32 protein-coding genes and 1 pseudogene are annotated in these 25,995 nt (G+C 57.4%); 8 read left to right on the top strand and 25 right to left on the bottom strand.

Translation table 11 applies throughout. The features are described from left to right. Positions 1–304: 304 nt before the first annotated feature. Complete coding sequence (gnd, locus tag PEL8287_RS17390) at positions 305–1,705, top strand: NADP-dependent phosphogluconate dehydrogenase (RefSeq protein WP_085893707.1); 1,401 nt, start codon at positions 305–307, stop codon at positions 1,703–1,705. A 25-nt stretch (positions 1,706–1,730) separates the two neighbouring features. Here gnd and PEL8287_RS17385 read toward each other — a convergent pair whose 3' ends face one another. The 8 genes from PEL8287_RS17385 to PEL8287_RS17350 form a co-directional block, all read right to left on the bottom strand. Beyond that, positions 1,731–2,537 carry an ABC transporter permease gene (locus PEL8287_RS17385; RefSeq protein WP_085893706.1) on the bottom strand — a complete coding sequence of 269 codons (807 nt, stop codon included), beginning with the start codon at positions 2,535–2,537 and terminating at the stop codon, positions 1,731–1,733. After that, the gene (locus PEL8287_RS17380; RefSeq protein ID WP_085893705.1) at positions 2,534–3,418 is read right to left on the bottom strand and encodes an ABC transporter permease; all 885 of its coding nucleotides are present in this window, start codon (positions 3,416–3,418) and stop codon (positions 2,534–2,536) included. Before PEL8287_RS17380 ends, PEL8287_RS17385 begins: the two co-directional genes overlap by 4 nt. 47 nt (positions 3,419–3,465) lie before the next feature. Beyond that, complete coding sequence (locus PEL8287_RS17375) at positions 3,466–4,179, bottom strand: transporter substrate-binding domain-containing protein (RefSeq protein WP_085893704.1); 714 nt, start codon at positions 4,177–4,179, stop codon at positions 3,466–3,468. 28 nt (positions 4,180–4,207) lie between these two features. Then, on the bottom strand, positions 4,208–4,984 hold the full coding sequence (locus PEL8287_RS17370) for an ABC transporter ATP-binding protein (RefSeq protein ID WP_085893703.1): 777 nt from the start codon (positions 4,982–4,984) through the stop codon (positions 4,208–4,210). Positions 4,985–5,117: 133 nt separating this feature from the next. After that, the gene (locus PEL8287_RS17365; RefSeq protein WP_085893702.1) at positions 5,118–5,858 is read right to left on the bottom strand and encodes a phosphate/phosphite/phosphonate ABC transporter substrate-binding protein; all 741 of its coding nucleotides are present in this window, start codon (positions 5,856–5,858) and stop codon (positions 5,118–5,120) included. Then, on the bottom strand, positions 5,855–6,295 hold the full coding sequence (locus PEL8287_RS17360; protein WP_085893701.1) for a tellurite resistance TerB family protein: 441 nt from the start codon (positions 6,293–6,295) through the stop codon (positions 5,855–5,857). The genes PEL8287_RS17365 and PEL8287_RS17360 overlap by 4 nt, the downstream gene beginning before the upstream one ends. A 95-nt stretch (positions 6,296–6,390) precedes the next feature. Beyond that, positions 6,391–6,828 carry a tellurite resistance TerB family protein gene (locus tag PEL8287_RS17355; protein ID WP_085893700.1) on the bottom strand — a complete coding sequence of 146 codons (438 nt, stop codon included), beginning with the start codon at positions 6,826–6,828 and terminating at the stop codon, positions 6,391–6,393. 53 nt (positions 6,829–6,881) lie between these two features. Then, positions 6,882–7,175 carry a DUF1330 domain-containing protein gene (locus PEL8287_RS17350; RefSeq protein WP_085893780.1) on the bottom strand — a complete coding sequence of 98 codons (294 nt, stop codon included), beginning with the start codon at positions 7,173–7,175 and terminating at the stop codon, positions 6,882–6,884. Between the two features lie 162 nt (positions 7,176–7,337). Between PEL8287_RS17350 and PEL8287_RS17345 the strand changes: the two genes are divergently transcribed. Then, a complete protein-coding gene (locus PEL8287_RS17345; RefSeq protein WP_139837850.1) occupies positions 7,338–7,940 on the top strand; it encodes a hypothetical protein in 603 nt (200 codons plus the stop codon). Here the strand turns inward: PEL8287_RS17345 and pyrG are convergent. The 6 genes from pyrG to PEL8287_RS17315 all read right to left on the bottom strand — a co-directional run bounded on the left by pyrG (position 7,903) and on the right by PEL8287_RS17315 (position 13,256). After that, positions 7,903–9,546, bottom strand: coding sequence for a CTP synthase (pyrG, locus tag PEL8287_RS17340; protein ID WP_085893699.1), 1,644 nt, complete (start codon positions 9,544–9,546; stop codon positions 7,903–7,905). The two genes, PEL8287_RS17345 and pyrG, sit on opposite strands and share 38 nt — an antisense overlap. A gap of 161 nt (positions 9,547–9,707) precedes the next feature. Beyond that, positions 9,708–10,073, bottom strand: coding sequence for a preprotein translocase subunit SecG (gene secG / locus PEL8287_RS17335; RefSeq protein WP_085893698.1), 366 nt, complete (start codon positions 10,071–10,073; stop codon positions 9,708–9,710). A 171-nt stretch (positions 10,074–10,244) separates the two neighbouring features. After that, positions 10,245–10,976 carry an amino acid ABC transporter ATP-binding protein gene (locus PEL8287_RS17330; protein ID WP_085893697.1) on the bottom strand — a complete coding sequence of 244 codons (732 nt, stop codon included), beginning with the start codon at positions 10,974–10,976 and terminating at the stop codon, positions 10,245–10,247. Then, positions 10,973–11,629: an amino acid ABC transporter permease gene (locus PEL8287_RS17325; protein ID WP_176228685.1), complete on the bottom strand. Its 657-nt coding sequence runs from the start codon at positions 11,627–11,629 to the stop codon at positions 10,973–10,975. The genes PEL8287_RS17330 and PEL8287_RS17325 overlap by 4 nt, the downstream gene beginning before the upstream one ends. Beyond that, complete coding sequence (locus PEL8287_RS17320) at positions 11,629–12,351, bottom strand: amino acid ABC transporter permease (RefSeq protein ID WP_085893695.1); 723 nt, start codon at positions 12,349–12,351, stop codon at positions 11,629–11,631. Before PEL8287_RS17320 ends, PEL8287_RS17325 begins: the two co-directional genes overlap by 1 nt. 68 nt (positions 12,352–12,419) lie before the next feature. Next, a complete protein-coding gene (locus PEL8287_RS17315) occupies positions 12,420–13,256 on the bottom strand; it encodes an amino acid ABC transporter substrate-binding protein (RefSeq protein ID WP_235862332.1) in 837 nt (278 codons plus the stop codon). Here PEL8287_RS17315 and PEL8287_RS20105 point away from each other — a divergent pair. Then, the gene (locus tag PEL8287_RS20105; RefSeq protein WP_176228682.1) at positions 13,255–13,578 is read left to right on the top strand and encodes a hypothetical protein; all 324 of its coding nucleotides are present in this window, start codon (positions 13,255–13,257) and stop codon (positions 13,576–13,578) included. The two genes, PEL8287_RS17315 and PEL8287_RS20105, sit on opposite strands and share 2 nt — an antisense overlap. Positions 13,579–13,722: 144 nt before the next feature. Here PEL8287_RS20105 and PEL8287_RS17310 read toward each other — a convergent pair whose 3' ends face one another. The 4 genes from PEL8287_RS17310 to pth form a co-directional block, all read right to left on the bottom strand. After that, entirely contained in the window at positions 13,723–14,118 is a 396-nt protein-coding gene (locus PEL8287_RS17310) for a carboxymuconolactone decarboxylase family protein (protein WP_085893693.1), read from the bottom strand. A 13-nt stretch (positions 14,119–14,131) separates the two neighbouring features. Then, positions 14,132–14,503 carry a DUF2237 family protein gene (locus PEL8287_RS17305; RefSeq protein WP_085893692.1) on the bottom strand — a complete coding sequence of 124 codons (372 nt, stop codon included), beginning with the start codon at positions 14,501–14,503 and terminating at the stop codon, positions 14,132–14,134. Positions 14,504–14,549: 46 nt separating this feature from the next. Beyond that, on the bottom strand, positions 14,550–15,713 hold the full coding sequence (locus PEL8287_RS17300) for a serine hydrolase domain-containing protein (protein ID WP_085893691.1): 1,164 nt from the start codon (positions 15,711–15,713) through the stop codon (positions 14,550–14,552). 82 nt (positions 15,714–15,795) lie between these two features. Then, positions 15,796–16,482 (bottom strand): aminoacyl-tRNA hydrolase, encoded by a 687-nt coding sequence (gene pth, locus PEL8287_RS17295; protein ID WP_085893690.1) that lies wholly within the window; start codon positions 16,480–16,482, stop codon positions 15,796–15,798. Positions 16,483–16,558: 76 nt separating this feature from the next. On the opposite strand from pth, the gene PEL8287_RS17290 reads away from it, so the two are divergent. Then, positions 16,559–17,239, top strand: a complete 681-nt coding sequence (locus tag PEL8287_RS17290; RefSeq protein ID WP_085893689.1) for an FkbM family methyltransferase — start codon at positions 16,559–16,561, stop codon at positions 17,237–17,239. Positions 17,240–17,291: 52 nt separating this feature from the next. Here the strand turns inward: PEL8287_RS17290 and PEL8287_RS17285 are convergent, their stop codons facing one another. The 3 genes from PEL8287_RS17285 to PEL8287_RS17275 all read right to left on the bottom strand — a co-directional run bounded on the left by PEL8287_RS17285 (position 17,292) and on the right by PEL8287_RS17275 (position 19,986). After that, positions 17,292–17,963: a 50S ribosomal protein L25/general stress protein Ctc gene (locus PEL8287_RS17285; RefSeq protein WP_085893688.1), complete on the bottom strand. Its 672-nt coding sequence runs from the start codon at positions 17,961–17,963 to the stop codon at positions 17,292–17,294. A gap of 130 nt (positions 17,964–18,093) precedes the next feature. Further along, positions 18,094–18,714, bottom strand: coding sequence for a hypothetical protein (locus PEL8287_RS17280; protein ID WP_085893687.1), 621 nt, complete (start codon positions 18,712–18,714; stop codon positions 18,094–18,096). Positions 18,715–18,819: 105 nt separating this feature from the next. Continuing rightward, complete coding sequence (locus tag PEL8287_RS17275) at positions 18,820–19,986, bottom strand: alpha-hydroxy acid oxidase (protein ID WP_085893686.1); 1,167 nt, start codon at positions 19,984–19,986, stop codon at positions 18,820–18,822. A 173-nt stretch (positions 19,987–20,159) separates the two neighbouring features. Between PEL8287_RS17275 and PEL8287_RS20100 the strand changes: the two genes are divergently transcribed. From PEL8287_RS20100 to PEL8287_RS17265, 3 genes and pseudogenes are all read left to right on the top strand, one after another. Next, positions 20,160–20,330, top strand: a complete 171-nt coding sequence (locus tag PEL8287_RS20100) for a hypothetical protein (protein WP_176228684.1) — start codon at positions 20,160–20,162, stop codon at positions 20,328–20,330. Beyond that, positions 20,318–20,455: pseudogene (locus tag PEL8287_RS17270) on the top strand (ZIP family metal transporter); the annotation flags it as partial. The gene PEL8287_RS20100 and the pseudogene PEL8287_RS17270, both read left to right, overlap by 13 nt. A 50-nt stretch (positions 20,456–20,505) precedes the next feature. Further along, complete coding sequence (locus PEL8287_RS17265; RefSeq protein ID WP_139837849.1) at positions 20,506–21,468, top strand: hypothetical protein; 963 nt, start codon at positions 20,506–20,508, stop codon at positions 21,466–21,468. A gap of 16 nt (positions 21,469–21,484) precedes the next feature. Here the strand turns inward: PEL8287_RS17265 and trpA are convergent, their stop codons facing one another. Beyond that, positions 21,485–22,276, bottom strand: a complete 792-nt coding sequence (gene trpA / locus PEL8287_RS17260; protein ID WP_085893684.1) for a tryptophan synthase subunit alpha — start codon at positions 22,274–22,276, stop codon at positions 21,485–21,487. Between the two features lie 123 nt (positions 22,277–22,399). Between trpA and ychF the strand changes: the two genes are divergently transcribed. Continuing rightward, positions 22,400–23,497 (top strand): redox-regulated ATPase YchF, encoded by a 1,098-nt coding sequence (ychF, locus tag PEL8287_RS17255; protein WP_085893683.1) that lies wholly within the window; start codon positions 22,400–22,402, stop codon positions 23,495–23,497. A gap of 744 nt (positions 23,498–24,241) precedes the next feature. Here ychF and ureG read toward each other — a convergent pair. The 3 genes from ureG to ureE are packed head-to-tail and all read right to left on the bottom strand — an operon-like array spanning position 24,242 to position 25,987. Next, positions 24,242–24,874 carry an urease accessory protein UreG gene (ureG, locus tag PEL8287_RS17245; RefSeq protein WP_085893682.1) on the bottom strand — a complete coding sequence of 211 codons (633 nt, stop codon included), beginning with the start codon at positions 24,872–24,874 and terminating at the stop codon, positions 24,242–24,244. After that, complete coding sequence (locus tag PEL8287_RS17240) at positions 24,871–25,518, bottom strand: urease accessory protein UreF (RefSeq protein WP_235862331.1); 648 nt, start codon at positions 25,516–25,518, stop codon at positions 24,871–24,873. Before PEL8287_RS17240 ends, ureG begins: the two co-directional genes overlap by 4 nt. Further along, positions 25,496–25,987, bottom strand: coding sequence for an urease accessory protein UreE (gene ureE / locus PEL8287_RS17235; RefSeq protein WP_085893681.1), 492 nt, complete (start codon positions 25,985–25,987; stop codon positions 25,496–25,498). Before ureE ends, PEL8287_RS17240 begins: the two co-directional genes overlap by 23 nt. Positions 25,988–25,995 lie beyond the last annotated feature (8 nt).

Genomic DNA, 25,995 nt, shown 5'->3' with positions numbered 1-25,995 from the left:
CGAAAACCGCCACTTGCCGGAAAAATTTTGCCATAGCGCGTTTACCCTGACATGCGCCCCACAGATTTTTAACCTGTTGGTTCTGTCGTGCTTGCGCCGCGCAGTGCAAGACGCGCCCAATTTCAGCAGTTTGCCGGGTCCGAGGCGAAATCAGCCAGTATGCGAGGTCATGGAAACAGACTGCTTACAGGCATCTGAACATCTGCCGGTGGGGACACAACCGGGTGACACAGGGCGGCGTCCTCTTGCAAATCCCGGCCCAAACCGTAGCCTGACCCAAAATAACAAGTGTCAGGGACATAGGATGTCAAAATCACAGATCGGTGTTTACGGGTTGGGTACCATGGGCAGCGCACTGGCGCTGAACATGGCTGACCACGGCTTTGACGTCGCCGTCACCAACCGAGAGACCGACTGGATCGCCGGTTTCATGGCGGAAGCGGGTGATTTGGCTGGCAAGTTGCACCCCTATGACAAGCTGAAAGACTTTGTGGCCGGGTTGGCCACGCCGCGGATCATTTTGTTCATGATCCCGTCGGGCAAGCCAATGGATATGATGATCGAGTCCATCGCGCCGCTGCTGGAGGCCGGGGATACGATCATTGACGGCGGCAACGCCGATTTTCATGCCACGCGGCGCCGGGCGCAGACCTTGCAGGCGCAGGATCTGCATTTTGTCGGCATGGGCGTTTCGGGGGGCGAAAAGGGCGCGCGCTTTGGCCCGTCGATGATGGTGGGGGGCACGGCGCATAGCTGGCAACAGTTGCGACCCATTCTGCGCAGGATAGCCGCCAGATTTGAGGGCGATCCCTGCGTCGACCACCTGGGCCCGGATGGGGCGGGGCATTTCGTCAAGACCGTTCATAACGGGATCGAATATGCCGATATGCAGGTAATTGCCGAGGTTTACGGGCTGTTGCGCAATGGTGCGGCCTGGACGCCTGCGCAGATCGGCGAGATGTTCGAGCGTTGGGATAGAGGCCCGCTGAAATCCTATCTGGTCGAGATCACCGGCAAGGCACTGCAATATGACGATCCGGTTACCGGTCACCCGATGGTGGACGTGATCAAGGATGCCGCCGGCCAAAAAGGCACCGGCCGCTGGACTGTCGTCGAGGCAGTGCGCATGGGTCAATCGGCCAATATGATCGAGGCCGCAGTTGGTGCGCGCAGCTGGTCTTCGGAAAAGGACACGCGTCAGCAGGCACAGGCCATTCTGGGCGGCGCTCGCAGCGCGATTGACGCCGATGCCGATACCCTGGCCGAGGCGTTTCTGGCCTCGCGTGTCTTATGTTATGCGCAGGGGTTCCGCATCCTGGCAGCCGCGTCGGTTGAATATGACTGGACGCTGGATTTTGCCCGCATTGCCGAGATCTGGCGCGCGGGCTGCATCATCCGTTCGGCCCTTCTGGATGATATATCCGAGGCGTTCCGGGGTGATCTGCCCGCCGGGCAACTGATCCTGGCCCCAAAATTTGCCGAGATGCTGGCGCGCACAGTTCCGGCGTTGCGACAAGTGGTGGCCAGTGCGGTGCACGGGGGCCATGCGGTACCTGCGATGTCGGCGGCACTGGCGTGGTACGACACCATGCGGCAGGGTTTTGGCACGGCCAACATCATTCAGGCGCAGCGTGATTTCTTTGGCCATCACGGCTTTGAACGGCTGGGGGAAGAGGGCAAGCATCACGGGCCGTGGTGGGACTAAGGTCAGCCCGAGCAGCACGCTTAAATCAACGGATCACGTTCATCTTGAGTTTGATCTTGCGCCGGGCTTCTTGTGGCAGGTGCCGGTTGAGAAAGCGGTTGGCCAGCCCGAAGATGCTGAGGACGACAAGCGTCAGCAGGATGAAGTACATCGCCAGTATCGGATAGGGCACAAACGGGTTGAACGTCTTGTCGGCAAAGTAATTGGCATAATACAGCGCGTCCCCCTTTTGCTGCCAGGCCGGAAAGCCCGAGAAGAACACCAGTGCTGTAGCGTGAAACAGAAAGATCGCCTCGTTCGTGTAGGCGGGCCAGGCCAGACGCAGCATTGTGGGCCAGATGATTTTCTTGAAGCGCGGCCAGCCGGAAAAGCCGTAAGCGTCGGCAGATTCCACATCCCCCTTGGGGATCGAGCGCAGCGCGCCAAAGAAAATCTCGGCGGAATAGGCCGAGGTGTTCAGGAACAGCACCACAAGTGCCCCCAGCCAGGCGGCGGTGAAGGGGGTGAAAATCGGGAAGACCTGTTTCAGGCTGAGAAACAGGAAGTAGCCAAAAAAGAACTGCACGAACAGAGGCGAGCCGCGGAAGATGAAGATGAACCATTCCGCCGGTTTGCGCAGCCACGGGCTGCGCGCGCTCTTGGCCATGGCCAGGGCGTTGGCAAAAAAGAACCCGCTGATAAGGGCGAAGGCGCCGAAATAGATATTCCAGATCATACCCGAGCCGATCAGGGTAAACTGCTGGCAGAGGGTGAAATCCTCACGCGGGAGCAGGCGTTCGCCGATGCCGACAGCCCGCAGGCCGTAATCCTGAATGGTCATCCAACAGCTCATGCCGGGGCCTTTCGTTGGGCTTCGCCACCGGTGGTGGCCTGACCTTTGGTGAGGCGTTTCATCACCCGTTCAAGAAAGATTTCCGAGATCCGGGTGAAGCACAGGTAAAAAACCAGCAGGGCAAAGAAATACCACATGCGCCAGTCGCCATGGGGGTATTCTGTGAATTTCGAGGTTTTCGAGCCACCCATTTCACGGGCCCAATAGACAATATCCTCGACCCCAAGCAGGAACAGCAGCGGCGTGGCCTTGATCAGCACCATCCACAGGTTGCCAAGGCCGGGCAGGGCATAGACCCACATCTGCGGCACCAGAATACGGCGGAAGGCCTGGCGGCGGGTCATGCCATAGGCCTCGGCGGTTTCCATCTGGGCGCGGGGCACGGCACGCATGGCGCCGAACATGACGTTGGCGGCAAAGGCACCAAACACGATGGCGAAGGTAAACACCGCAAGGGTAAAGCCATAGGTTTCGTGAACCCATTGCGGGGCGCTGCCTAGCGGCATTTTGGCGGCCTGACAGACCACGAAATCATTGCCCTGACGCACTGGTTCGGTCCATTCCGGACACAGAATCTTGTGGCGGGTCCATTCGATCATCTGATCCAGAGCAATGACGAAGAACAGGAAAAACGCAATGTCAGGCACGCCGCGCACCAGCGCGATGTAGGTCTTGCCGAACCATCGCAGTGGCAGAATATGCGAACGCGCCGCAGAGGCGCCAAAGAAACCGAAAAGCAGTGCCACAGGCGCGGTGATCGCCAGCAGCAAAAGCACCGTGCCGAAGGAAAAATAGAACGCCATGTGCTTGCCTGTGGTCAGGTAGCAGCTAAGCCAGGTCAGGCCGGATAGCGCATTGGGATCGGTGCAATATGAAAACATGTTTGAAATTGGCGGGGCCCAGAATGGCCCCGCCGATCCTTTTCAGATCAGAATTTGACGCCGATTTCCCACTTTTCGATCATCGCGTTTAGCGAACCGTCGTCTTTCATTGACTGGATAGCGGCATCAAGTGTCGCCTTCAGCTCGCCATCGCTTTCGCGGATACCAAGACCTACACCGCCGCCGATCAGCTCTTCTTGCTCCAGCAGAACCAGGCCGTCGTCTTCGTCGGCGACCGGGCCAAGATAGGCCTTGTCGGCCAGAACCGCGTCAGCTTCGCCGTTGCGGACCGCTGCAATGGTTTCCTCGGGCGTGGCAAACTCAACCAGCGTGGCGCCTGTTGAGGCGACAAAGCTGGCCTGAATGGTGCCGGTCTGGGCTGCGATCACGCCATTTTTAATGTCGACATCAGCCGAGGCTGCCAGATAGCCTGACGGATCAGGTTGGGTGTAATTTTGTGTAAAATCAATGACTTCATCGCGTTCGTCGGTGATCGACATGCCCGCAATGATGACATCATAGTTGCCCGACACCAGGTTCGGAATGATGCTGTCCCAGTCGTTGGTGACCCATTCGCAGGTCAATTTGGCACGTTTGCACAGCTCGTCGCCCAGCTCGCGCTCGAACCCGTCCACTTCGCCGCTGTCGTTGATGAAGTTATACGGAGGGTAGGCGCCTTCGGTGCCCAGACGTGTGGTTTCGGCCATGGCAAAGCTGGCGCTGAGCGCAAGGGCGGCCGTTGTGAGTAGCAGTTTGTTCATGAGTGTTCTCCCGTAGTTTGGTTTTTTATCAAGCGGCCATGGTTGAGCTGAGGAATTGCTGCAACCGCTCGGATTTGGGCGCGCCAAAGAGATCTTTGGGCGCGCCTTGTTCCTCGATCAGCCCCTGATGCAGGAACACAACGTGGTCCGAGACATCAGCAGCCATTTTCATGTCATGGGTGACGATCATCATGGTCCGGCCTTCAGAGGCCAGATCCTTGATCACCCTGACAACTTCCTGTTCCAGTTCGGGGTCAAGGGCGCTGGTGGGTTCGTCAAACAACAGCGCCTCGGGCTCCATTGCCAGGGCGCGGGCAATCGCGGCGCGCTGTTGCTGGCCGCCCGAAAGCTGCGCGGGATAGACATCGCATTTGTCGCCGATGCCGACCTTATCAAGGTATTTGCGCGCAGCGGCCTCGGCCTCGTCCCGGTCACGACCCAGCACGGTAACGGGGGCTTCCATTACGTTTTGCAGGATCGACATATGGGCCCAGAGGTTGAACTGCTGGAAAACCATGGAAAGGTTTGTGCGGATGCGCAGCACCTGTTTGGGGTCGCCCGGATGACGATTGAGACCGCTACCTTTCCAGATCACCGGCTCGCCCTTGAACAGGATATCGCCCTTCTGACTGTCTTCCAGAAGGTTGGCGCAGCGTAGAATGGTGGATTTGCCCGAACCCGATGAGCCGATCAGCGAAACCACATCGCCGCGATGAGCCGTAATGTCGACGCCCTTGATGACTTCGAGTGCGCCATAGGCTTTGTGAAGATTGCGGATTTCGATGACAGGTGTTTCGTCGGGCAAAGCAGCGTCCGTTATGTTGACAAAGGGGTTCCGTCAGACAATAGGGCCGAAAAAATGGCGCAATGCAACTTGCAATACGGCGGATTGGAAGAGTTTTCGGCCGAATTGACGCCGGGTAAGTCCGTTCCGGAGGTCAGGCGCCGGGTGGTGGGGTCGGATTCGGGATGGCCAGATACTCTTGGGGGTCAATGCGAATAAGCCCCTTCAACCCAAGGGTTTTGCGATCTTGCGTAGACAGTTTGGCGATGGCCGGTTCGATTGCGCTGTAAAGCGCCCCGGCATCTTGCCCCTTGGCGGTAATATAGGGCAAAACCGGTGTGGGATCGGTTTGCGTCAGGACCCTGAGCGTTCTGGCAAAGCTGTCGTGGCGGCAAATAAGTTTCCATGTCAGCGCATCAATGCCGGCGATGTCCGCGCGGCCCTCGGCCACAGCCATCGCAGATAAGCGGTGTCCGCCGGTCTGAAGCGGGTTGCTGAAGGCAAAGCCATGGTGCGCGGCAAAATTCTGCGGCGCGGCCCAGCCGCTTTGCGACAGTGCTTCGTTATAGGCAAACCGGGCGTCCGCAAAATCGCGTGGATCACTGCGCGGATCGTCGGCGCGGGCCACAAGCACGCTGAAGTAATGCCCCGGCGGACAGTCGAGGTCATAAACCGGCGTGCCCACCAGCGTGGCCTTGCCGTGCAGACGCGCACGGTAGGGATAGCCGCAGGTCTGCGACAACAGCAGATCGGGGCTAAGCCAGTGATCCCAGACATCGCCTTTGCGGGTCAGCGTCTGGGGGCCGTATCCCAGGTTCGTGCGGATGCCCTGCCAGAGCCGGTCGTTGGCTGCTGCCGTTTCGGTGCGATCATACATGGGCAGGCTGGCGATCATCCGGTAGGTATTACCCTTTGACGGGCGCGGGCGCTGTCCATGTCGCTGACCCCCAAAAGGCTGCTGACCAGACGCAAAAGCGCGTCTTCTTCGGCCTGGCGCACGCCATCGGCCAGGGCCACTTGCCACAGGGCCTCTACCACACCGACGCGGTCCTCATAGGCGACCGCGTCTTTTATCGCGCGGGTGAAACGGACGGTGTCAGGGGCTTCGGATTCAAGCTGCTCGGCGCGGGTGCGCAAGTTTTCGGCATCGGCATGAGACAGGCCAAAGCGCGTTTCGGCAATGGAATTGATGCGCATGATCTCGTCCGCGGCGTAATAGCCGTCCGTGCGGGCGACACGGACCAGCAGGGCCGTCAACGCCAGTTGGGCATCGATTTCGGTTAATCGGGCGGGGGTGGGCTGAACCAGCTTTTTCAGGAACTCTGCAAACATGTCCAAGATATAGGCCGCGCAGGCCGACCCGCCAATGCCAAAAGCGTTTCGGCTTATACCTTAGACACTCGCTCACGTCGAAATGCTTTAAAGTGTCAATTGCCCTCGGCGATGGCGCGGGCGGTGGCGCTGTCGGCTTCGGAAAGGCCCATCGCCTCGCGGGCGGTATCCATCACCTGCAACTCTTCTAGCTGGGAATCGCCGTCGGAAAGCACGACCTCCCACAACGCTTCAAGCGCCTCGATACGGGCCTCGAAACTGACGGTTTCGCGGATCAGATGGGCAAAGCGATCGGTGTTCGGGGCCTGTTTTTCAAGCTTTTCGCAGGTGGCGCGCATTTTGGCGGCCTCAATCGGTTTAAGTCCGTAAAGCCGCGCCAGAAGGCGGTCGATCCGGCTGATTTCGGATTGTCGATAATTGTGATCAGATTGCGCGACGCGCACCATCAGGGCCCCAAGCGCCAGCTTTTCATCCGGCTCGGGCAGGGGGATGGGTTTTGGGGCGGAAAACGCGTGAAGAATTCGAGAGAGCATTGCAGTAGCCTAGATTATCCTGGCGCGAGGTTTCAAAGGAAAATATGCGTGCATCAGCTGTCATACCCCCGGATGATCGCCAGATCCCCGGCCGAGACAGGATCGCGAAGCGCTTTGGCAGCTTGGTATTCGGCTGATTCGTAACAGGCCACCGCGTCTTCATAGCTGGGAAATTCGATCACGACGGTACGGGTACGCAGGGCGCCTTCGCGAACCTGCTGTTCGCCACCGCGTATCAGAAACCGGGCGCCATAGCGTGCAAAGGGGGCGGCATTGGCGGCCTTGTATTTTTCGTAGACCTGGGGGTCTTCTACATCCACATGGGCAACCCAGTATCCTTTGGTCACGGGGAATCCTTTCAGTTTCGCAGATAATTTTCGACTTTTATTGTAGGTCAGTCGGCGGATTATTGCCATGGTCATAAACCGGTCACAATTGCTCCGCAATAAACACGCTTTAGGCGAGCAAACAGACCCCAGGGCAAGAACAGGCAAGAGTGGAATCAGGCTATGCAGGACTTTGACAGTTTCGATTGGTCCACAGCGACGGGCGATGCGCAGCTGACAAAAGCGCTTAGCGCAACGGATGTGCAGCTGCGCAAACTTGCGCGAAACTATGACTGGAACCTTGAGCCCGAGAAGGTGCTGGGATGGGTCATGGCAAAGAAGTGCATTGATCTGAGCACAGCGCTGACGGCGTTTCTGAACGGCGGGCCCGAACGGTTCAACTACATGCCCAAGCGTGATGTGCCCGAGGCCTATCGCGGCGCGGCGCGGGTTCTGGATAACATCTGTCTGCGGCTCAACAGCGGCTTTTACCTGGCCTATCCCGAGCGAGAGTCACATGATCACAAGCGCATCGCGAAATGGCTGGCCTACCAGCAAGCCGACCGTGAAGAGAGACGGCGCGGGCGATGGATTCTGGATGAAAATATTCTGGCGACGTTGCTGAACGACACCCTGCGGATTGACCGCGAAGCGGAGCAGGTAACATACAGCCGTAACCCCAGCCTGTTACGCGATATCCTTAGCCCGGCCATCGATCTGGCCACGAAACGCGTGATCGACGATGAGCCTAAACCAGTCGCGACGTCTCAATCGCGGCACGGATGAAATCCGAGAACAGCGGATGCGGCTTGAACGGCTTTGATTTCAGCTCGGGGTGGAATTGTACGCCGATGAACCACGGGTGATCCACCCATTCCACGATCTCGGGCAGGCGGCCGTCCGGGGACATGCCGGAAAATTTCAGGCCGCAACCCTCAAGCGCCTTGCGGTATTTCGTATCCACCTCATAGCGGTGACGATGGCGTTCGTCGATCGCAGTGGTGCCATAGACGCCCGCCACCTTTGACCCTTCGGCCAGCGTGGCGTTGTAGGCCCCCAGCCTCATGGTGCCGCCCTTGTCGTCGGAAACCTTGCGCTTGACCTTTTCATTGCCCTGCACCCATTCCTTGAGGTGATAGACCACCGGTTCAAACCGCTTTTTACCCAACTCGTGATCAAATTCTTCCGATCCTGCATCGGGCAGACCAGCGACGTTGCGCGCGGCCTCGATCACGGCCAGTTGCATGCCCAGACAGATACCAAGGTAGGGAATTTTACGGGTGCGGGCAAACTCGGCTGCCTTGATCTTGCCTTCGGTGCCACGTTCGCCAAAGCCGCCGGGCACCAGAATGGCATGGAAGCCTTCCAGACAAGGGGCCGGGTCTTCGGTGTCGAACACCTCGGCATCGACCCATTCGACATTGACCTTGACGCGGTTGGCCATGCCGCCGTGGCTCAGCGCCTCTTTGATTGATTTATAGGCATCTTCCAGCTGTACGTATTTACCGACAATGGCCACGTTCACCTCACCATCGGTATTGTGGATGCGGTCAGCCACGTCCTGCCAGACGGTGAGGTCAGGCTTGGGCGCCGGCGAGATATCAAACGCATCCAGCACGGCCTGATCCAGCCCCTCGTGGTGGTAGGCCAGCGGCGCCTCGTAGATCGATTTGAGGTCATAGGCGGCGACAACCGCCTCTTTGCGCACGTTGCAGAACAGTGCGATCTTTGCGCGTTCCTTTTCCGGTATCGGATGTTCCGAGCGGCATACAAGAATATCGGGGGCGATTCCGATGGATTGCAGTTCTTTCACCGAGTGTTGGGTCGGTTTGGTTTTCAACTCGCCACTGGCGGCCAGGTAAGGCAGCAGGGTAAGATGCATGAAAATGCACTGCCCGCGTGGTTTGTCGTGGGCAAACTGGCGGATCGCCTCGAAAAACGGCAGGCCTTCGATGTCGCCCACAGTGCCGCCGATTTCGCAGAGCATGAAATCGACCTCGTCATCGCCGATGTCGATGAATTCCTTGATCTCGTTGGTGACATGCGGAACCACCTGAATGGTTTTACCCAGATAATCGCCACGGCGTTCCTTTTCCAGAACGTTGGAATAGATCCGCCCCGAACTGACGGAATCAGTCATGCGGGCGGGAACACCGGTGAATCGTTCGTAATGACCAAGGTCCAGATCGGTTTCGGCGCCATCGTCGGTGACAAACACTTCGCCGTGTTCAAAGGGCGACATCGTGCCGGGATCAACGTTGAGATAAGGATCAAGTTTGCGCAGCCGTACTGAAAAGCCGCGCGCCTGCAAAAGCGCACCCAAAGCCGCCGAGGCCAATCCTTTGCCAAGGGATGAAACGACGCCGCCCGTAATGAAAATATACCGTGCCATACCTGTGGCATCTCCCGTGATTTCTAGCCTGTTTTGCGCCCTGAACAGCCCCAAAAAGACCGCAGTACCACGGGACTCAAGACATAGAGGATTCGCGCCAATAGCGCAAGATGACCGCAACATGCTGTTGCGATCTTTTATTTCGCCGCAATTACTTGTGTTTAGTCGGCGGTCGGCGTCAGGGGGGCCGTATCGTCACCCGAAGGCGGCAACAACTCTTCGCCCAGTGCGGGCAGCTCTTGCGTGGCTTCGGCCGGGGGCGGGGCATCGGTGATGCGGTCCAGAACCGAACTGCCTGCAGCGTTCTTGGCGGCGATGATCGTCAGCGCCATCGAGGTGCTGATAAAGGCAATTGCCAGGATCCAGGTGACCTTGCCCAGGGCCGTCGCGGCCGAGCGTCCCGACATGGCGCCACCGCCCCCGCCGCTGCCCATGCCCAGCCCGCCCCCTTCCGAGCGCTGGATCAGAACAACGCCAATCAGCGCGAGTGCCAGAAGGAGATGGATGGTGAGGACGACGTTTTCCATGTAGCGGCCTGTATAAGAAAGGGTCAGGCGCTATCTAGGCAATTCCGTCCCCGCCCGCAACCCGGCAATGTGGTGTACAGGGGATGTAAGGCGCGCTGCGGGCGATTTGGGATGTCCAACGGGAAGCCGCAGCTTGCATCTGCATGTTCATTATCGGCTTGAGACAGAAATTCAGTGACTGAGGATTTTCGAGAGAAACTCTTGCGCTCGCTCGCTTCGCGGAGACCCGAAAAAATCCTTCGAGGGTGCATCTTCCACGATTTCACCGTGGTCCATGAACACAACCCTGTCTGCGACCTTCCTTGCGAACCCCATCTCATGGGTGACGACCATCATGGTCATGCCTTCCTGGGCCAGTTCGACCATCACATCCAGCACTTCGTTGATCATCTCGGGGTCCAGCGCCGATGTAGGTTCGTCAAAAAGCATTGCCATCGGTTCCATCGCCAGCCCGCGGGCGATCGCCACGCGCTGTTGCTGGCCACCGGATAACTGTGACGGGTATTTGTGGGCATGCTCGGCAAGCCCTACACGGTCCAGTAGCGCCAGCGCTTTGACTTCGGCCTCTTTATTGTTGCGCCCCAAAACCTTGATCTGCCCAAGCTTGATGTTTTCAGTGACATTCATGTGCGGAAACAGCTCGAAGTTCTGAAATACCATGCCGATTTTTGACCGCACCTTGTCCAGATTCGTCTCTCGGGCCGTGATGCTGGTCCCGGCCACGGTGATTTCGCCACTGTTTATAGGTTCAAGGCCGTTTACGGTTTTTATCAGCGTTGATTTGCCCGATCCGGACGGTCCGCAGACCACGATCACTTCGCCTTTGGCGACGCTCAGCGTGCAGTCTTTGAGCACATGAAAACTTTTGCCGTACCATTTATTGACGGATTTCATTTCTATCATGTGGCGATCTTTCTTTGCAGATATCTGACGCCCATAGAGGCAAGAAAACAGAAGGTGAAATAGACAACCGCCACGAAAAGAAACATCTCGACCAGTTTCTGGTCACGGTTGGCGACAATCTCGGCGCTGACAAGGAAGTCGCGAAGGCCCACGACATAAACCAGAGATGTATCCTGAAAAAGGATGATCGCCTGGGTCAGCAGAATAGGGGTCATGGCGCGAAAGGCCTGGGGCAGCACGACACTGCGCATCGCCTGGCCATAGGTCAGCCCAATGGCGCGCGCCGCAGCCAGTTGGCCGGGGCGGACCGAATTGATGCCCGCCCGAATGATTTCAGAATAATAGGCGGCCTCAAACAGGATGAAGGCCACCAGCACCGATGAAAAGGCGCCCACCGGACGACCGACGATCAGGGGCACCAGAAAGAACAACCAGAAGATCACAAGGATCAGTGGCAAGGAGCGGAAGAAGTTGACGTATGCCGACGCCACGTGCTGTAGAACAGGAACTTTGGCGATCCTTAAAAGGGCCAGAAACGTGCCCAGAATAATGCCGCCACCAATCGCCAGGCCAGTCAGCAGGAAGGTCATTTTCATGCCCTCCCAAAGCAATTCCTTGTTGGCAGGTATGATTGAAAAATCAAGATCGAACATCATGCGGCCCCTTTCGAAAAGGTGCCTGGCAAGGCGGTGCGTTTGTCGACCTGGCGCATAACGGCCATGACCGTGAAGGTCACAAGTGAATAAACGACCGTCGCGGCGGTGAAGGCCTCAAAGCCCTGAAACGTATATTCTTCGATCTGGCGTGTCATCGCCGTGAGTTCGACCACACCGATGGTAAGAGCAAGCGAAGATTGCTTGAAGATGGTCAGGAATTCGCTGGTCAGCGGCGGAATGATGATGCGGTAGGCATTGGGCAAAAGGATGTAGCGATAGACCTGGACCTCGGTCAGGCCGATGGCGCGTCCGGCCTGTCGCTGGTCAAAGCCCACGGCATCAATGCCCGAACGCACCTGTTCACATACCCGCGACGCGGTATAAAGGCCGATTGCCACGATGGCGGTTGTCATCGCAGGCGCAGGCATGTCGCGCTTGACCCAGCGGGACCAGTCGTCGGGCAGCAGTTCAGGGAACACGAAATACCAAAGGAAGAGCTGAACAAGCAGGGGGATATTGCGGAAAATCTCGACATATATCGTGCCAATGGCACGCAAAACCGGGCTGGATGAAGAGCGAAAAATTCCCAGCACCGACCCCAGGCTAAAGGCAATGACCCAGGCCAGAAGCGATATCACCAGTGTCCAGCCCAGCCCGGATATGATCCAGCCCAGATAGGGGTCGCGGAACAGAACGCCCCAGTCCCAGTTATAGTTCATCTAATCCCCCGACACTTTTTTGTTTTGGGGCGGAAAAAACTTCCGCCCCAATCTTGGTCGCAAATTCTTTATTCAGGCAGTGCCTGCACTTCGAAGGCTGTACGCAATGTGTCGGACAAAGGCATATTGATCTTGGTTGGGCCCGGTTCAAACCATTTGGCGTATATTTTGGCCATTTCGCCAGAACGCATCAGACCAGCCATCGTGGCACGTCCCAGACGTTCAAAGGTTGAATCGTTTCGCTGTACCATAAGTGCGTAGGGATCAAACGAAAGGTACCGGCCGGTGACGTGATAGGCGGCCGGTTCCGACGACTTCGAAATCAGGCCGTAAAGCAGCACGTCATCCGAACCATAAGCGTCAATCCGATCCGTTTCGAGCGCAAGCCAGCCCTGGCTGTGATCTTTGACGGGGACGATTTTCACATCCAGATTCTCGGCTTCGATAGCGGCCTTGATCGCTTTTTCGTTCGTTGTTCCCGAAGCAAGCCCGATGATCTTTCCTTGCATGTCCTCAAGCTCGGTGATGCCAGAGCTGACCTTTGATGCAAGTTTGGTTCCCGTGATAAAGGTCGTCGGCAGATATTCGACCTGCAACTGGCGGGTCAGGTTGTTGGTGGTCGATCCGCATTCCATGTCAATGGTGCCGTTTGCAATCAAAGGAATGCGGGTCTGGCCTGTGACAGGCACATAATGGACATCAAGGCTATCGACACCCAGCTCCGCGGCAATCGCATCAACGATTTTCAGGCACAGGTCGATAGAATAGCCAATCGGCTCGTTTTCGGCGCCGATATACGAAAACGGGATCGAGGTTTCGCGGTGGCCGATGCTGACGACACCCCGTTCCTGAATGCGCTGTAATGTCGGGCTATCACCCGCATCGGCAAAAGCCGGCGCTGCCATGCTGACCGCCGTGACCGCTGCTGCTGCAATTGTTCGAAAGCTGAATTTCATACTTGTTTTCTCCCTTTATGTTTTTGGCATCCGTCTAATCGAAATGCTATCGTACGGGTCAACAAAGACCCCTGAATTCCTTTTTTGCAAGAAAAGAATGTTGCCGAAGCGCGCAAGCGGCCTTTCCCGGATCATCATCGCCGACCCGATTTTGGCCAATTCAAAGCGGGCTTTTGGTTTGGGCCTGTCATGTCAGAAAGAAACGGGTGTGAACCGGGGAATGGCCGGTGCTGCAGGTCAAATCAAAGCCGGTAATTTCATTTTATATTGATCAGGGTTGCTGAAACAGGCGCCAGCCCGGCCTTCATACCCTGGAAAACCAGCCCAATTGAAAATGCCATACGTCCAAACGCCAATGGTTCGGGCAGGGTGTGAAGCCTGGAGCGTTGGATTGTCCCGCAGACCGGACATCACCTTATGCCTTAAAGACCTCGTCTACGGGCACCTGCAGGGCGTTGACCAATGTGTTTGTCTGGCTGGCCATGCCGATCACCGACAGCAATTCGCCATACATCTCGGGCGTCAGTCCCTTGGCCCGGGCAGCGGCTGTGTGGGAATGAGCGCAGTATTCGCAGGCATTGGCAGCCGAAACGGCGATATAGATCATTTCCTTGGTCAACGGGTCCAGCGCGCCGGGGGCCATGACCACTTTCAGTCTTTCCCAGGTGGCACGCAGCAGGTCCGGGTCATGCGCCAGCGCGCGCCAGAAGTTGTTGATGAAATCGGTACCGCGCACGGCCCTGATGTCATCAAATACCGCGCGCGCCTCGGCGCTGATGTCGTCATCAGAGATCAGGGGAACGGTGGCCATGGGCGGCTTTCCTTCATGCTGGGGCGTATTGTTGCAGAATGCGCAGCGGTACGATTTCAAGTGCGCGTTCGTGCGTCGCGGTCAGGCGCACCTGTGGTGCACACCCCTCGTCATGGGCCTGCAAAAACCGCGCGGCACACAGGCACCACTGATCGCCGGGTTTCAGCCCGGGAAAGCCAAATTCGGGGTGCGGGGTGCTCAGATCATTGCCGACATATTTCGAATAGGCCAGAAATTCGGCTGTCATCAGGACACAGACGGTATGGCTGCCGCGATCCTCGGTGCAGGTATTGCAATGCCCATCGCGGAAAAACCCGGTGAGTGGATCGCTGGAGCAGGGGTCCAACGGGCCCCCCAGCACATTTACCGCCTCATCTTTGATCATCTTCACTTACCTCCACAAGACACCCATAGCCCAAGGCGCTGCCCCGTTAAAGCGCCGCCGCTATCTGGCGGAACATGGCGATATTGGCGTCCCGTACGCCCGGTTCGCGGAATTTCCGGTCGGCGGCGGTTGAGACGATTACCACGTCACGGGTCTGATCAATATAGATGAACTGTCCGTAAATGCCGTGACCAAAGAACTCGCCGTCATGGCCGTCTTTCGGAATCCACCATTGATAGCCGTATCTGATCTCACCCGGGGCGGTTGGTGCGCTGGCCCGGGTCGAGGCGGCAACCCAGTCAACGGGCACAACCTGTTGTCCGTTGTAACGCCCCATGCGCGCGATCATCAGGCCAAAGCGGGCATAGTCGCGCGTGCTCTGGTTCAGCCCTCCCAGGACAAAGGCCACGCCTTGGCCATCGGTCAGGTAATACGGTTCGGCCTCTTGCCCCAAAGGGGCGATGATCTTTTCCGACAGAAGATCGGGTATGTCCCGCCCGGTGGCGCCGCGCACCACCATTCCCACTATATGCGTGTCGATCGACACATAATGCCATTTCCGGCCCGGTTCGGCATCGCGGGCGGTCAGGCCCGCAGCAAATCCATCCATCGTGCCCCCAAGCGCCAGCACCCGGCCCATGCGGTTGATATCGGAATGATAATCCAGATAATCCTCGTCAAAGGTGACGCCGCTGGTCATCTGCAGTAGGTTTCGGATCGTGGCCCCGTCATAGGCACTGCCGGTCAGTACGGGTGCATATTGCGTCACCTCATCGTCCAGCGATGTAATCTGGCCTTCGGCCACCAATATCCCGAAAAGCGCCGACAGATAGCTTTTCGCAACCGACCAGCTGATCCTGCGATCATCGGCGCCGGTACCCTGGTAATAGCTTTCGTGCACAATCTGCCCCTTTTGCAGCACCAGCAGCGAGGTGACAGTGCGTTCGGTGATCCAGTCAGCCGTGGTTGGGGGCAGGGTGGCGTCCGGCCCTTTTGGCAACTCTGAAACAGGGCCATCCCCGCGCGACACCGGGCGGCTAAGGAAGGCTGCGTTCATGTTCGAGAAGTTACTGACGATCTTGCTTTCCGAGAAAAGCGACTGTACCGCCCACAGTCTCTGCAGTTGCTCGCGCTTCCACAGGCCGACCACAAGCGCGGCAAGGGTCAGCATCAGGGCAATCCGGCCCAGCCATCTGAAGATCACGCGCATGAAATTCCTCTCGGGTTTCGGCAGAGAAAAGCAGTCTTTGCCGATCGGGGCAAGGCCAGGGCGGTGACCTGCGCCGCAGGGGTTAGCGAAACTTGTCCATCAGCTTTTGCAGGGGGTTTCTGGTGTCGTCCGCGACGGGCGGCTCTTGCGGCTTTACAGCCGGCTTCGCCTTGGGCTGCCCGGCGGATTTGGATGATCTTGGCGGCGCAACGCGTTGCGCGATCGCATTCAGAAACTTGTCTTTTTTCCCACCAGCCAGTTCCGGGGCACCCTCACCGATCCCGCGCAGCAGATCTTCCAGCCAGCCCGCGTCGGCCTTGGCAAAATCCTGAAGGACATATTGCGCCACGCGGTCCTTGTGTCCGGGGTGCCCAATGCCCAGCCTGACCCGCTGATAGTGTTCCCCAATATGCTGATGGATTGACCGCAACCCGTTGTGCCCGGCGTGCCCGCCGCCCATCTTGACCCGTACCTTGCCCGGTGCAAGGTCCAGCTCGTCATGGAAAACCGTTATGTCCTCAGGGGTTAGCTTGTAAAATCGCATGGCTTCGCCAACCGACTGCCCGCTTAGGTTCATAAAGGTTTCAGGTTTCAGCAGGATTACCTTTTCCGATCCCAACCGGCCTTCGGCCACTTGCCCCTGAAATTTTGATTTCCACGGCCCGAATTGATGATCCGCGGCAATCTGATCCGCGGCCATAAAGCCGATATTGTGCCGGTTGTTGGCGTATTTTGCGCCCGGATTTCCCAGACCCACAAATAGGTGCATTGCTGTCGCCCTGTTCTTTGGTGATGTTGGTCTACGCTGCAGCGCGTGCAGAATCAATGTTCCAGGACCGTGGCACATGGCTGAATATGAACTGAACGGGGTGCTGCTGTCGGTCCCCGACGAAATGATAAATCCCCGTATCGCGGCGAAACTGGCCAATGCCGGCTATGAGGCGCACGAGGCGCAGGCCGCACAGATGCGCCTGCGCCCCGGGCAGCGCGTGCTGGAGCTGGGTTCGGGCCTTGGGTACATCGCGTCGATCTGTGCAGCGGTCACCGGACCTGAGAATGTTGTCACGGTTGAAGCCAACCCCGAGTTGCTGGCGGTGATCCGTGCCAATCTGGACCAAAATGGGTTTGGGCAGGTCACTTTGTTGCACGGTGCCGTTGCTGAAATGAAGGACGCAACACAAGAAATTGAATTTGAAAAGAAAAAGACGTTCTGGGCGTCAAGTATTGCCGATGTCAGTGCAAACCCGGATTTGGTTGTGTCTGTGCCATTTCTGCGGCTGTCAGATTTGCTTGCTGAATACAGGCCACACATGGTGATCATGGATATTGAAGGCGCGGAGCAGTATCTTTTCGATGCCCGCTGGCCCCGTTTTGTGCGCTCGGTAATGATGGAACTGCACCCGGGCCGATACCCGGACACCACGATCAAGCGGATCGTCGATTGCATGTCGGCGTCAGGTCTTACCTATGATCCTGGCCCGTCACGCGGTCGCATTCTGGCTTTCAGAAGGGTCCGGAATGAATGAAAACGCGGCCCAATTGGACCGCGTTTTCCTTGTTCTGGCCGGCTGGCGGGACTTATCCCTCGCTGCCTTCGGCCTCGTCTTCTTCACCGATGGTCGGTACTTCGGCTGTCTCTTCCTCGGCTTCATCTTCGTCATCCGCCGATTTCAGTGCCGATGGCGCTGAAACGTTACAGATCACGAAGTCGCGGTCGGTGATGGTCAGTTTCGCACCGCTTGGAATTTCGACGTCCGAAATGGTAACCGTATCGCCGATGTTCTCAACCTTCGACAGGTCAACCGTCAGCGATTCAGGGATGTCACCTGCAGTCACGATCAGTTCAACCTCGTTGCGAACAACGGTCAGCGTGCCGCCTTTGCGCAGGGCCGGGCAATCTTCTTCGTTGATGAAATCAACGTGGATGAACAGGTTGATTTTGGTGGTCCGGCGCAGGCGCATCAGATCAAGGTGCGTCGGCAGGTCTTTGACCACATCGCGCTGTACATCGCGGCAGATCACCCGAACGTCGTCATGGCCGTCAACCTTGAGGTTGAACAGCGTCGACTTGAAGCGGCCTTTTTTCAGGCGCTTCAGCAGGACGTTGAAAGGGACATTGATCGGAAGCGGATCAGCGTCGCCACCAAAAACGATACCAGGAACCATGCCATTGCGACGTGCGGTACGAGCGGCGCCCTTGCCTGTCCCCGTGCGTTCCTGGGCGTGAAGATCAGGAATTTCTCCAGCCATGTTATTCTCCAAATGTTAGGGCAGGGATCCTCCAAGGCTGTATCCCCGCGTGAAGGCCCGCAGGTATCTTAGCAATTGGGTTTTGGCAAGGGGGCTTTGTGCAAAAAAACATACGGTATGACAGTGCGGATCAGACGCTTTCCTGGAACAAATACCCCCCTTTGTCCATCAGCTGGTTATAAAGCCTGAATTCATCCGGGCGCGCCTTGCGCAGGCGGGATTCAACTTCTGGTGATAGCTGTGCATCAACCGGGGGGGATGCGTTTCTGGTGTTAACTGTCAGCGGCTTTTCAAACCTGTCTTCCAGAAACTTTCGCAACAAGGGCTGCTTTTCATAGGCAAACAGATGATGCACTGCCAGGCTGCCATCGCGCTGGATCAGAAATCTGTACTGACTGCCAATTTTGGCAAACTCGGGCGGGCTATCGCTGATGACGGCCAGCACGAAGTCATCAAAACTGCATCCAGCGGTGCTTGCAGGGCGCCCCTCCAGTCGTAACTGACTGCGGTAGCGATACCAGCTGCGGATCTGGTCAATCGGTTCGCGCATGACTGCCAGACGTTCGGGTTTCAACCTGTACAGACGTTCCAGAAAGGGGGCGGTTTTGTTGTGAAACTGCCCGGCCGTCATGTGTTTGCGCCGCTTGGTGAAAATGATGTCCGCCTCTGATCGCAAGGCCATAGCATAAGCGGTGGTGCCCGTCTTGGGCACCGCCAGAATCGCCAGGTTCTGTTTAAAGAAAATCTGCACGGGGGACTGCTCGTTTGGTTTTGAGCAACTATCGCGCGGCAGGCAGGCCGTGTCAAAGTGCTACTTGAGGCCGCGCAGATCTGCCCGGCGCGCCTCATTCAGCGGTCATTTGGCCCATCGTCCTTCGAAGTCTTCGGGAACCATCAGAATATCGCGGTCCAGCGTGGTGACATCCCGACGCCCGCAGAAGGCCATCGAGATATCCAGCTCTTTTTGGATAACCTCAAGCGCCTTGGTCACGCCAGCCTCACCCATGGCGCCCAGCCCATAGATATAGGCCCGGCCGACATAGGTGCCCTTGGCCCCCATCGCTAGCGCCTTCAGCACATCCTGACCTGAACGGATGCCACTATCCAGATGCACCTCAATCTTGTCGCCCACCGCGTCCATGATCGCAGGCAACGCACGGATGGCGCTTAGTGCTCCGTCCAGTTGTCGCCCGCCATGGTTGGATACGATGATCGCATCGGCGCCGACGTTCAGCGCCTGTACGGCGTCTCGTACGTCGATGATGCCTTTCAGGATCAGCGGGCCATCCCACATCTTGCGGAACTGGCGTATGCGATCCCAGTCCAGCGCCTCGTCAAAGGCTTCGGCCGTCCAGGATGAAAGTGATGTCGGGTCACTGACGCCCTTGGCATGGCCGACGATATTGCCAAAGAAGCGTCGTTTGGTGCCCAGCATGCCTAGGCCCCACTGGACCTTGGTCATCATGTTGGCCACCGATTTCACGGTCAGTTTGGGCGGGGCGGACAGGCCGTTTTTCAGATCCTTGTGGCGCTGACCCAGCACTTGAAGGTCGACCGTGATCACCGCAGCCGAACATTTCGCCGCCTTGGCGCGATCAAACAGCCGCTGCATGAAATCGTCGTCCTTCAGGGTGTAAACCTGCATCCAGAACGGTTTGGTGGTGTTTTCAGCCACATCCTCGATACTGCAGATCGACATGGTCGACAGGGTGAAGGGCACGCCAAACTTTTCGGCAGCACGGGCGGCTTTGATCTCGCCATCGGCGTGTTGCATGCCGGTCAGGCCAACCGGGGCCAGCGCCACGGGCATGGATACATCCTGACCGATCATCTGGCTGGCGGTGCTGCGGTTCGACATGTCCACGGCTATGCGCTGGCGCAGCAGTATCTTGTTGAAGTCGCTGGTGTTGTCGCGAAAGGTCTGCTCGGTCCAGCTGCCGCTTTCGCAGTAGTCATAGAACATCCGCGGCGTGCGACGCGCGTAGATACGCTTGAGGTCGTCAATACAGGTGATGACAGGCATAAGGCGATTTCCGATATTGGTTATATTTTATTACCGAAATGATGTGGCGCCCGCAATTCTTTATTCCCTGAATTGCTGTGACAAATTCGTCCGGACTGCCCCCTTGATAGCATTCTCGAGTACCAGGGAATGACTTAATATGCCACATCGACCGAAACAAACGGGTGCCTGCGATGAATGATTTTGCCGCTTGGGTACCAGGTTCCGGAAACATCATCCTCATCGGGGGGCTGGCAAGCCTGGTTGCGGGGCTGATGACGGGCGGTGGGGCTATCCCGGTCTTGTTTGCCAAGACGATCCGGAGTGACGTGCGCGACGCGATGCTTGCCTTGCCGCCGGTGTGATGCTGAATATCATCAGCCACGAGATCATTCCCGAAACCCACCGCCGCGGGTATCAGACCGCCGCCACCACGGGCCTGATGATCGGTGTTATTCTGATGATGATGCTGGATGTAACGTTGGGCTGAGTTGATCCTGCGCAATGCGCCGATCATGTTTTATGCTGCATGCTTCCTGTATGACTGAACACATCAAAAGACAGCCTTACCTGTCAGTTGCCTTTGTTCTGGCCGTTCTTCCAACGGCCTTACTGGCGAATGTCCCAATCTTTTTTGTATTCGCCGGGGTGCGCGTCCTGTTGTGGTGGACCATCATTCTGGCCATTTTGATTGAAGCGATTGTTCTGTGGTGGATTTTTGATACCAGCTTGCGCCGGGCGCTTTGGGCGGCCTTCCTGATCAACATCGGAACAACGGTTCTGGGCTTTTTCATCTACCCGATGGTTGGCACGCTGTCTTATCCTGTTCTTGCACCTATCATCACGGATGTTTTTGGAACCGGCCAACTGGTCGAACTGTCAGCCTACTGTATCGCTGCAGCGGTGGTGGACACGCCCGTAGAATTGCTGCTTCTGGCAATACTTTCGGCAATGGCGGGCTATGGTTTTAAAATCACCTGGAAGACCGGGCTGATCTTTTTCCTTGCCAATCTGGTCAGCGCTGGAATCCTTATTGCGGCACTGCAGTTCGAGGAACGCAAGCGCCCGATTGATCCCGAAACCCTGCAGGCCATCGAGCAGGAATTTGCGCCGGAACTGGAATTTGCCAAAATGGTTTTCCGTGAACTGCCAAACCACACCCAACCAGAAAACGGCGAACTTGATCCCGGGTGGCGGGCTGAAATTTCTGCGCATGCCAAGCAATTGAATTTCGTGGAACTGACGGTCGCGACTGGCAAGAAGTCATACATCATCGTGCCGCTGCCGAATATGAAGCTGGGCGAAAGTTATACTTACACCTACGGCCAGGACTCGTACCAGGGAACGACCCGGTTTATTCCCGGAACGCTGGAGAGGTGGCACCTGAGCGAAAACAAATCGATCGAAAAGATCGATGTCCTGCATGTCCAGCTTTCAACTGGTCCGGGCAGCTCGGAATATCATAATGTCAGGTCTATTCTGGCGCTGCCCGCTGACTGGTAAGCGTTGGAACGGTGGCTCAGACGCTGTGTGCGCCATCGGCCAGCGATTTCACGAACGCCAGAATTTCCGGTGCGGAGTTGCCAGCGGCAATCCGGCTGACAATGGCAGACCCGACAACTGCACCGTCGGCCACACTGGCGATCGCGCGCGATTTTTCCGGTGTGTTGATGCCAAATCCAACGATGACAGGCAGATCGGTTTTGGATTTGATCCGGGCAACTTCGGGGCCGACATCTGTGGCTTCGGCCTCGGCTGCACCGGTGATACCGGTGATCGAGACGTAATAGACAAAGCCGCTGGTGTTCGTGAGAACCTTGGGCAGGCGCTTGTCATCTGTCGTGGGGGTGGCGAGCCGGATAAAGTTCAATCCGGCCTTTTGCGCGGGTATGCACAACTCGTCATCTTCTTCCGGGGGCAGGTCAACCACAATCAGCCCATCAATACCTGCCGCTTTGGCATCAACCAGAAACTTGTCGACGCCGCGGTTGTAGATCGGGTTGTAATAGCCCATCAAAACGATCGGCGTGGTGTCATCACCCTTCCGGAACTCGGCCGCCATATCCAGCGTCCGCTGCAATGTCATGCCGCCCTGAAGGGCACGTTGGCCTGCCAGTTGAATGGTGGGACCATCGGCCATCGGATCAGTAAAGGGCAGACCCAGTTCGATAATGTCCACACCGGCGGCAGGCAGGCCTTTGACGATCTCAAGCGAGGTGTCAAAATCGGGGTCACCGGCCATGATGTAAGACACGAAGGCCTTTTTGCCTGCGGCCCTGAGTTCAGCGAATTTGGCGTCGATACGTGTCATCTTGTCTATCCTCGGGTCAGTCGGCATTGGTTTGGCTCAAACACACGGGGAAATCAATGCCCCGCTTGACCTTGGAACGTCCAACACCGTAGATGCGCGCAATTCAAGCAAGGAGAGCGGATTATGGGCTTTAAAATGGGGATCGTGGGTTTGCCCAATGTGGGTAAGTCGACATTGTTCAACGCATTGACCAAAACCGCAGCGGCTCAGGCCGCCAACTTCCCCTTCTGCACGATCGAGCCCAACGTGGGCGAGGTGGCCGTGCCCGATTCCCGGTTGGACAAACTGGCCGAAATTGCGGGCTCAAAACAGATCATTCCCACCCGGATGACATTTGTCGACATTGCCGGTCTGGTCAAAGGCGCCAGCAAGGGCGAGGGGCTGGGCAACCAGTTTCTGGCCAACATCCGCGAGGTCGACGCAATTGCCCATGTGCTGCGCTGCTTTGAAGATGGCGATGTAACCCATGTCGAAGGCCGGGTGGACCCGGTGGCCGACGCCGAAACCATCGAAACCGAATTGATGCTGGCCGATATCGAATCGATCGAGAAACGGCTGCAGGGTCTGGTGCGCAAGGTGCGTGGCGGCGATAAGGAAGCTGTACAGCAAGAAGCCCTGCTGCGCGCCGCTCTGGCTGTGCTGGAAGAGGGTAAACCAGCCCGCACCGTTCAGGTCGATGCCGAGGATGCCAAGGCCTGGAAAGGCCTGCAGCTGCTTACCACCAAACCCATCCTTTACGTTTGTAACGTCGATGAGGGCAGTGCCGCCGAGGGCAATGATTTCTCGGCTCAGGTGGCAAAGATGGCGGCCGAGCAGGGGGCGGCCTCGGTCGTGATCAGCGCGCAGATCGAAGAAGAGATCAGCCAGCTTGAACCGGACGAAGCCGGGATGTTCCTTGAAGAAATGGGCCTGCACGAGGCCGGGCTCGATCGCCTGATCCGCGCCGGGTACGAGTTGCTGCATCTGGAAACCTATTTTACCGTCGGCCCGAAAGAGGCCCGCGCCTGGACCATCCGCTCTGGCACTTCAGCGCCCAAGGCGGCAGGTGTTATTCACGGTGATTTTGAAAAGGGTTTCATCCGCGCCGAAACCATTGCCTACGATGATTTCATCAGCCTGGGCGGCGAACAAAAAGCCAAGGATGCAGGCAAGATGCGCGCCGAGGGCAAAACCTATATCGTCAAGGATGGCGACGTTCTGCACTTCCTGTTCAACACCTGATCGCAATGTGATTTTGGACATGCCGTAATTGGGCCAGTTCAAGGACGGCCCACAGCGGCCTTTGCGCCATTCATACTGATGCTGCGGTGCGGCCCGTCATTCCTGCCGTTCGCTGCGCGCGCAAATTTTGCGCGGTTCGAATTCATACATTGCTGAATACTCAAGTCCGATGCTTACCCGGAGTCACGTGCCATCAGAGCGAAGATTTCCGACACAGACCCAATCCTCGTGGAGGACCTCTGGACACTTTATTTTTGTTATGTTTCGGGTCGATTAGCTGATCGCATTTGATCGAAGTGCTCCAATAATCCGACGGAACTCGCTGTCATCAGCAGAACCCTTCCAGAAGTTTGCGAAACGACAGACAATTTGAAGATTTCCGCGTTCGCTGTGTCCGTTGCTGTCGATACGATCCAAGGAAGCGAACATCGCTGGATCGCCATTTACCTCATCAAGCTCAAGCGCAGATCCGGGCCGTGAGTGACAAAGGCGACACCTGCGCCACAAGGTGGCGGATTCCGGACCTTGGCTGCGCTAAGCGCCAATGACAGCTATATGCACAGTGCGCCTGAATCTAGAAGTCGCACGGGAGGAAACCGTGCTTCGCTGCGATGACGAAATATGCTGCGCGTTTGTCAATAATGGGCATGCTCGGGCTTGGGCAATTGGCCCCGCAATCTGGCCCCCAAGTTTCGAGAGGCCGCGTATTCAACGTTTAGATTCAGGCCAATTCAGTGAGCATTCTCAGCCGGGCGTCGTCAACCCGGTGAGGCCGCTAATGTCGCCAAGGTGTCCTAAGACCTGCTCCAGTCCACGATCCGTCTTGAGCGTGCAGAACACAGTTGGCCGTGTGGGCCGCATTCTTGCGCTATCGCGTTTCATCACATCAAGCGAGGCACCGACATACGGGGCAAGATCGGTTTTGTTAACGATCAGAATATCGGATCTCGTTATCGCCGGCCCGCCCTTGCGGGGAATTTCCTCGCCTGCGGCAACGTCGATAACGTAGAGTGTTATATCGGCAAGTTCCGGACTGAAGGTCGCGGACAGGTTATCGCCGCCGCTTTCGATCAGCACTATTTCGACCTCGGGGTGGCGCGCTACCATCTCGGCCACTGCGGCAAGGTTGATCGACGCATCCTCGCGGATCGCTGTATGAGGGCACCCCCCGGTCTCAACGCCGATGATGCGATCACTTGGCAAGACCTGCATGCGCATCAGCGCTTCGGCGTCTTCCTGGGTGTAGATGTCGTTGGTAATGACCCCAACTGAATATTTTTCACGCAGCGCCCGACAGAGCGCCGCCGTCAACGTCGTTTTACCGGCGCCAACCGGGCCGCCGATGCCCACGCGCAAAGGGCCATTCGGGCTTTTCATGTGCGAAATATCCTTGAATACTGTTGCTCGTGTTTCATTGAGGCGATGTCCGAAAGAAACGCGGTTGATGACAGGTTATCCAGCGTGCCCTCAATCGCCTCCGCGGCAATTGCCGCGCAAAGCGGCGTGTAACGTTTTATCAGTGTCTGGCCGTTTGTTTGCCCCAATGGGATCAGACGCATGCCTGCGGCCACGAGATTGGCCATGAAGGCCTGAAGATACATTTGCAGGGTCAGCTCAAGCGGCAGATCATGACGCCGCGCGCTATGGCCAAGAGCCACGGGATAGGTCAGAGCAGGCAGGGCACTGCCCCAGACCTGACCTGTTGTTTCTGCAAAGGCTGCGCCCTGCAGGGTGGTTTCCTTCAACCGCTCGGCCGAGGGCGCGAAAGCGCGCGCCATCCGATCAACCTCTTTCGGGTCATCGGCACGATAGGCGGCGGCAAGAAACAGCGCATCACACCACCCCGCCCCGTGGCGCAACACGCCTTCTAACCACGCCGAAAGGGTTGCACTGTCGTGCACATCCTGTGCCTCGACCGCCCATTCCAGCCCGTGGCTATAGGCGAAGGCGCCCACCGGATAGGCCGGCGACAGCCATTGTACCAGTGTCAGAATGGCCTCATTTTGCATGGGCGCGCTCATGGATGTGTTCATGGGTGTGACCATGATCGTGTCCGTGGGTGCGCCCGTGACCATAGGCCCCCCCTTCGGGACGGAACGGTTCGACGATCTCGCTCACCTCGGCCCCGATCCTTTCAAGCATATCGCGAATGACACGATCACGCTGAATCAACAGACGATCCGGATCCATCTGACAGGGGGTATGGCGATTGCCGATATGCCAGGCGATGCGGTGAAGGTTGGGGCCGGTCACCGCCAATAATTCTTCCTTGGCGGCAACGACCGCGATAAGGCACCCGTCATTCAATTCAAACGCATCCCCATCGTTCAGCGAGGACGTATGCGCCAGATCGACCAGAAACCGCAGGCCCCCAGCGGTGGTCAGGGCCTTGCGGCGCAGAAAACGGGCGTCATAGGTCAGCTGCACGCTATCATCAGCACCCGACCATTGGCCCTGACGGTGAAACTGTTGGCTAAAGGGAAGCTCCATGATCACCT

Source organism: Roseovarius litorisediminis (assembly GCF_900172295.1).
Classification (GTDB): Bacteria; Pseudomonadota; Alphaproteobacteria; order Rhodobacterales; family Rhodobacteraceae; genus Roseovarius; species Roseovarius litorisediminis.
Note: the sequence above shows the minus strand (reverse complement) of the source record. Positions and strands in the feature narration are given on the sequence as shown.